General features: G+C 34.1%; 6 protein-coding genes. 1 reads left to right on the forward strand and 5 read right to left on the reverse strand.

The window, feature by feature from the left end:
• Nucleotides 1–34 precede the first annotated feature (34 nt).
• A complete protein-coding gene (locus ABYK18_RS11890; protein WP_373036894.1) occupies nucleotides 35–322 on the forward strand; it encodes a cytochrome c in 288 nt (95 codons plus the stop codon).
• A 62-nt stretch (nucleotides 323–384) separates the two neighbouring features.
• Here the strand turns inward: ABYK18_RS11890 and ccoS are convergent, their stop codons facing one another.
• The 5 genes from ccoS to gmhA are packed head-to-tail and all read right to left on the reverse strand — an operon-like array spanning nucleotide 385 to nucleotide 4,595.
• Nucleotides 385–600: a cbb3-type cytochrome oxidase assembly protein CcoS gene (gene ccoS, locus ABYK18_RS11895; protein ID WP_373036895.1), complete on the reverse strand. Its 216-nt coding sequence runs from the start codon at nucleotides 598–600 to the stop codon at nucleotides 385–387.
• 15 nt (nucleotides 601–615) lie between these two features.
• The gene (locus ABYK18_RS11900) at nucleotides 616–3,018 is read right to left on the reverse strand and encodes a heavy metal translocating P-type ATPase (protein WP_373036896.1); all 2,403 of its coding nucleotides are present in this window, start codon (nucleotides 3,016–3,018) and stop codon (nucleotides 616–618) included.
• Nucleotides 3,008–3,493 carry an asparaginase domain-containing protein gene (locus ABYK18_RS11905; protein WP_373036897.1) on the reverse strand — a complete coding sequence of 162 codons (486 nt, stop codon included), beginning with the start codon at nucleotides 3,491–3,493 and terminating at the stop codon, nucleotides 3,008–3,010. Before ABYK18_RS11905 ends, ABYK18_RS11900 begins: the two co-directional genes overlap by 11 nt.
• Nucleotides 3,480–4,001, reverse strand: a complete 522-nt coding sequence (gene gmhB / locus ABYK18_RS11910) for a D-glycero-beta-D-manno-heptose 1,7-bisphosphate 7-phosphatase (RefSeq protein ID WP_373036899.1) — start codon at nucleotides 3,999–4,001, stop codon at nucleotides 3,480–3,482. Before gmhB ends, ABYK18_RS11905 begins: the two co-directional genes overlap by 14 nt.
• A gap of 6 nt (nucleotides 4,002–4,007) precedes the next feature.
• Nucleotides 4,008–4,595, reverse strand: a complete 588-nt coding sequence (gmhA, locus tag ABYK18_RS11915) for a D-sedoheptulose 7-phosphate isomerase (protein ID WP_373036898.1) — start codon at nucleotides 4,593–4,595, stop codon at nucleotides 4,008–4,010.
• Between the last annotated feature and the right edge of the window lie 209 nt (nucleotides 4,596–4,804).

The following is a 4,804-nucleotide window of genomic DNA, read 5'->3' on the forward strand; positions in this document are numbered from 1 at the left end:
ATAATTGGTTCGAAAATTAATCTAAGGAAAAAAAATGAAAAAAATCGTAATCGCTTCAATCGCTACTTTAGCACTAGCAACAGCTTCAATGGCAGCAGTAAATGGAAAAGCTTGTACTTCTTGTCACGGTGCTGACTGGAGTAAAAAAGCTCTAGGTAAATCTAAAAACGTTGCTGAAATGACTCACGCTGAAATTGCAACTGCTCTTAAAGGCTACAAAGCTGGTACTTATGGTGGTCCAATGAAAGGTCTTATGAAAGGTCAAGTTGGAAAATATTCTGACGCTGATTTAGATGCTTTCGCACAAACTATAGGTAAATAATTTATCTTAAATTGCCCCTTTGGGGCGATTTATCTTCACTCAATAATTTTTCAACTTCTTTTTTATTCAGGTCTATAATTTTTCTTCAAAGCTTCTTTTTTCTGTTCTTGCTTTATTGCATCATTAAGCTCATCTTCACCGTCAAACTTCGCAGCATTTAAAAACTTCTCTTCATCATCAAACTGACCATTTTTTATAGCCCATAAAAATGCAAACAGCGCTATAGCACCCAATAAGATAGAAGCTCCCAGCATCATAGCAATTACCCAGTTATCCATAAAAAACCTTTAGTGTTAATTTTTTTTCCATTTGTATCTTATTCTCATGGAATTTCCAACAACCAAGAGTGAGCTTACAGACATAGATATAGCTGCAACAAGAGGTATAACATACCCTGCCATTGCGAGTGGAATCGTAATAGCATTATACGCAAGAGAAATAAACAGGTTTTGTTTTATCAATCCATAAGTAGTACGGCTTATTTTAAAAGCATCTTGTAGTGATTGAAGTGAGTCATTAAGCAAGACCACATCTCCAACTTCTACGGCAATGTCACTTCCGCTGCCCATAACAATACCTATATCCGCGGACGATAAAGCCAGAATATCATTCACTCCATCCCCAACCATGACCACGGTTCTTTTTTGCTGATGAAGACTATCTATATACTCAGATTTATTTTGAGGTGTCTGCTCATAAAAAAGTTCTGTAATGCCGACTTGCTTTGCAATTTTTTTGGCAATATGTTCATTATCTCCGGTAAGCATAATAACTTTTATATTTTTATCTTCTAGCTCTTTTACTAGTTCTTTAGCTCCATCTTTTATCTTATCACTTAATTCATAAATTGCCACTATCTTTTTATTTACCACATAATAAAAAAGTGTATTGTCTGTACTAAAATCAATCGATATATCATTTTGTTTTAAAAGTTTTAAGTTTCCTCCTAAAACTTCTATATCTCCATATTTTGCTTTTATTCCGGATGCTGGAATTTGAGAAAATTCATCAAAAATAATCTCTTGTATGTTTTCATCTTCTTCTTTTAAATATTTAACTATTCCGGATGCTACAGGGTGTTTAGAGAGTTTTGTAAGAGAGTGCAGTAGTGTTTTGTCAAACTCTGCGTAAATATGCACATTTACAACTTCCGGTTTTCCTATGGTTATAGTCCCAGTTTTATCTAACACCAATGTATCAACTTTAGCCATCGTTTCAAGTTGAGCTGCTTCTTTAAAAAGTATACCTTTTGCCGCACCTAAACTTAGCCCCACCAATGTTGCTACAGGCGTTGCCAATGCTAATGCACAAGGACAAGCTATAATAATAACAGATATTCCTACCATAAACGACAGTTCAAAACTGTTGCCAAATACCAACCAAACAAAAAAAGTTAAAACAGACAGAGCCAATATAGCAGACGAAAAATGTTCTGATAATCTGTTTGCAATCTGCTGTATCTTAGGTTTTTTATTTATTGCAGATTCCAATAGCGTGACTATATTAGAAAGTGTTGAATGTTTAAAGTCTTTAGATGCTATAAAATGCACATCAGCATCTATACTTGTAGTCCCGCTTATTACGGTATCTCCAACTTTTTTATATATCGGTTCACTTTCTCCTGTGAGATTTGACTCATCAAAGGAACCTTCACCTTTGATTATCTCACCGTCTAAAAGAACTTTCTCGCCGGATGCTACAACTACTTCATCTCCAACTTTTACATTGTCAAGCTTACAAGCTACTACAGCACCATTGATAACAAGATTTACTTCAGTTGGGATATGTTTACCTATTACATCTAAAATATCCGCAGCATTCTTTTTACTCAGCACTTCTAAGAATTTACCGATTAGTACAAAAGTAATAATCATACTTACTGAGTCAAAATAAGCCTCTCCCTGCTCAGCTATTGTTATATAGATTGAGTAAATATAAGTAGACAATGCTCCGGTTGCAACTAGCAGGTCCATATTTACAACTTTTGTCTTCAGTCCGTAGTAAGCACCTCTAAAAAAAACCCATCCACTATAAAATAAAACAGGTGTGGCCAAGACACCCTCAGCAATATTGAGTATTGTTTTGACATCTTGCGTGATTCCGCTGAAATATCCGGCATACTGCGCTACTGCTATCCACATAATGTTCATAGATGCAAAGATTGCAACTGCCATCTTCAAGTAGTAAGACTTTCTTTCTTTATTTGCATGCGTCTCTTGAATAGAGGCATCATAAGCAAATGCATTGTAACCGATTGAGCGGATCATATCTATTATGCGTGAAAGCTTTACTACATCATCAGCCCATACTATAGTAGCTTTGTTGTTTGTAAAATTTATATCTGCTTCTATTACTCCATCCATTTTATGCAGAGCTTTTTCATTTAACCATACACATGCTGAACAGTGAATACCCTCAATAATCAGGGATACTTCATTAAAACCGTCACTGTTTAATTTTACAAAAGCATCTCTAAAGGGTTCTGTATCAAAATTTGATGAGTCTTCATATTTTTTTGTCGGGGGAGTGAGTTTTGTGTTTGAACTCTTATCGTAAAAACTATCTAATCCTTTGTCACTTAAAAGATTAAAAACACCTTGACAGCCGTTACAACAAAAATAATGACTTCCGTCTTTAATCATAACAGATTCATCAAACTCCAGATGACAATGACTACATGCTACACTATTTGACAAGTTCAAACTTTCCTAAAGCTCTATTTTTTACTATATTTTTACAAGGTTCGATCAAACCGTTCATACAAATATATACACCGTTTTTGGGATTTGCTTTTGCAAAACCGATAGCTATACCGAGATTTAAACTTGCTTCAACATTATCTATCTCAAATGGATGCATTGCACCTGTGATAATGATTTTTCTATCATCAAAAATCTCTGATAAAAATTCTGCTGTAATATTCATACTATCTGTACCGTGAACTAATATAAAAGTGTCATCCTTTGATTCCATTATGATGCTTGCAAGCATTTTTCTGTCATTCATATCCATATCGAGACTGTCTTTATATACAACACCGGCTAAGTCATAATCAAAATCAGTACTTGTCAATATCCTTTCTATGACTTCATTATCATATGGTATCTCTAATTCACCGTTTAATGGGTTATATCTTTTGTTAAATGTACCGCCGCTGTTAAGTATTAGCATTATATATATCCTCTAATTTTGAAACTATTTTATTCGCTTGTGAGTTAGTGACACTATTACTCTCATCGAACAGATAGGTAGTTGTTAACCCTGCATTGATGCCAGCCATAATATCTCTTTCTTTATCGCCTACAATAATAGAATTTTTAAGGTCTATATCTAACTCTTTTGCGGCTTGTAATAACATTCCGGGATTTGGTTTTCGACAATCACACTTTCCTGATATATCTGGATGATGAGGACAATAGTAAACTTTTTTTATAACAATGCCTTTAGAAGAAAACTCTTCTAGCATCCAAGAAGTGAGTTCATGAAAATCCTCGTCTGAATAATAGTCTCTAGCTATTCCAGATTGATTTGTCACTACAACTATTATATAACCAGAGTCTTGATAATATTTGCATAGTTCAAATATTCCGTCTATAAACTCAAAATCTTCTATTTTATAAAGATAGTCCTTTTCAACATTTACCACACCATCACGATCAAGAAAAAGTGCTCTATTCATTTGCAATTAACAAACACCCTCACCAAATATTTCTTTTTCAATAATATCACAAATAATATGTCCAATTAATATATGAGATTCTTGTATTCTAGGAGTAGAATCTGAAGGTACTACTAAAGCATAATCTGCCATTTTAGCCATTTCACCTCCATCACGACCAACTAAAGCAACGGTAGTGATGCCTTTTTCTTTTGCACTATTAAAAGCATTAATAATATTTACAGAGTTACCAGAAGTAGAGATGCCAATAAAAATATCACCACTCTGACCCATTCCCTCAAGTTGACGAGAAAAAACTTTATCATAACCATAGTCATTACCAATAGCAGTTAAATTTGAGGTATCTGTAGTAAGCGCCAATGATGGAATAGATGGTCTGTCAAAACCGTATCTTCCGACAAGTTCAGCAGCAATATGCTGTGCATCTGCCGCGCTTCCGCCATTACCTGCCAAAATAGTTTTATTTGGACCTCTATAAAGTTCTACACATAACCGAGAAACTTCTAATATCTTATTTAATAGTTCTTCATTTTGATAAATAGCTTGTTTAGTTTCATAAGATTTTTTTATTTGATCTTTTATATAATTTTTCATATAGCATCCTAAAATAATATATGAAATAATACCATAATAATGGAGATAAAAATAGTTATAAAAAGTAATAAATAAAGTTAAAAAGAGGGAGTAAATAAGAGTAAATTGATCAACTAGGCAGCGACCTACGTTTCCACACCTGAAAGATGCAGTATTATCAGCGATGAGAGGCTTAGCTTCTGGGTTCGGAATGGAGCCAGGCGTTTCCC

The sequence above is a fragment of the Sulfurimonas sp. genome, from assembly GCF_041563495.1.
GTDB lineage: Bacteria > Campylobacterota > Campylobacteria > Campylobacterales > Sulfurimonadaceae > Sulfurimonas.

Bases quoted from the DNA above. Each gene is read 5' to 3' on its own strand.
- ccoS (WP_373036895.1), bottom strand. From the start codon at position 600: ATGGATAACTGGGTAATTGCTATGATGCTGGGAGCTTCTATCTTATTG.
- ABYK18_RS11905 (WP_373036897.1), bottom strand. From the start codon at position 3,493: ATGCTAATACTTAACAGCGGCGGTACATTTAACAAAAGATATAACCCA.
- ABYK18_RS11890 (WP_373036894.1), top strand. From the start codon at position 35: ATGAAAAAAATCGTAATCGCTTCAATCGCTACTTTAGCACTAGCAACA.
- gmhB (WP_373036899.1), bottom strand. From the start codon at position 4,001: ATGAATAGAGCACTTTTTCTTGATCGTGATGGTGTGGTAAATGTTGAA.
- gmhA (WP_373036898.1), bottom strand. From the start codon at position 4,595: ATGAAAAATTATATAAAAGATCAAATAAAAAAATCTTATGAAACTAAA.